The sequence below is a fragment of the Candidatus Symbiopectobacterium sp. NZEC135 genome (assembly GCF_025962695.1).
This window is the reverse complement of sequence record NZ_JAGFPF010000475.1, coordinates 1-1,337: the sequence shown is the minus strand read 5'-3', so window position 1 is coordinate 1,337 and position 1,337 is coordinate 1. Positions and strand designations below refer to the sequence as shown.

Below are 1,337 nucleotides of genomic sequence, written 5' to 3'. Positions count from 1 at the left end.
GATTTGATTGTTTTTTTTCTTCTCTAGTAGTCGAAACTTTAAATTTAACAATCATTAGACGCCCCTCGCCAAAAGTTGGCACATTCTACCTGTGCCTAACATCTCGTCAACCGCTAAAAGTGATTTTCATACACTATAATGAGGATAATGCAAAGTACAGGGTTTTCAATTAAAGGTTGAAAATAATATAATACATTGATTTTAATCAAAAAAACCACATAGGCAGCTTAAGCCATCGAGTAAAGTATGCGTACATCTGTTAAAATCTTTATATCTTTTTTCAATTTTGCGGGCTATATCATAGGCTAATCTTAGTCCTATCGACTTAAACCACTCAGATTTTCGTGCTAACTCTTTGTTATCCACTGCTCACGTTGTTGAAAGGTGTGATTCTCAGATAACAGTTTTGCGGTATTAATCTCTGAGTTTGAGCACATATTCACCAATCGCAGTACATTTGCTGAAATTTAAGGCAACTGTAATGATTTGAAATTACATGCTCCCAGCCAAATCCCCCAATGTCACCATCAACATCATAGGATCTATCGGCGAAGGCTCAAACCCCACCCGCAAGTAGAACTCCCGCGCCTCATCAGACAAGGCATGAACCAACATCCCGCGAATGCCAATAGTCTCAGCCACTTGAATTACTCGCAGCCCAGCATCTCGCACCAACGCCCGACCAACGCCCTGCCCATGCAACGATGTGTCTACAGCCAACCGCCCCAACACCACAATCGGGATCGGATCGGGCATATTACGGCGAAAACGTCCGGGTGCAGCAGTTGTTGCCACAGCACTGGAAGCCAGCGAGTAATACGCCAGCACTTTCGAGCCATCGCAACTGACGAAAGTCCGTGATGCGCCAGATACCTGATTTTTCATCGCCCGCTGTTTCAGCCAGTTATCCATAGACTCCACGCCGCAGCAGAATGCGGAAAGTTCATGCTTAGCGTGAAGTGGCTCAGGGGCGGAAATCATTTTTTCTGCTCCCACGGTGCTGGGGTTTGCATGGTTTTCCGCAGCGCAGCATTCGGCGAGGGAGCTTGATCCAAGCGCGCAAGGAATTCTTGATAAGCTTCAGGATCTGCCATGATGATCCGCTGGTCGATCAACGCCTCTTCTGCGGCAGCACGCGCAGCCTCAAGGACAAAATCCGTGCGATTTTTTCCTCTGGCTTTCGCCGCACGATCGATAAGATCGCGTTCTGCGGGCTTGATGCGTAAATTTAATGTTTCGCGTTTAACTGAAACGCTATGTGTCGCTGACATGATGTCACCCTCCGACCTGTCATCTGGATGATAATCATACAGCACACGTAACGCTAATGTCATTAC

2 protein-coding genes are annotated in these 1,337 nt (G+C 46.4%); both read right to left on the bottom strand.

Features of this window, described 5'->3' with window-relative positions; all coding sequences use genetic code 11:
- Window positions 1-492: 492 nt before the first annotated feature.
- A complete protein-coding gene (locus J5224_RS28035) occupies window positions 493-981 on the bottom strand; it encodes a GNAT family N-acetyltransferase (protein ID WP_264628393.1) in 489 nt (162 codons plus the stop codon).
- Complete coding sequence (locus J5224_RS28030; protein ID WP_145522506.1) at window positions 978-1,271, bottom strand: DUF1778 domain-containing protein; 294 nt, start codon at window positions 1,269-1,271, stop codon at window positions 978-980. The genes J5224_RS28035 and J5224_RS28030 overlap by 4 nt, the downstream gene beginning before the upstream one ends.
- Window positions 1,272-1,337: the final 66 nt, after the last annotated feature.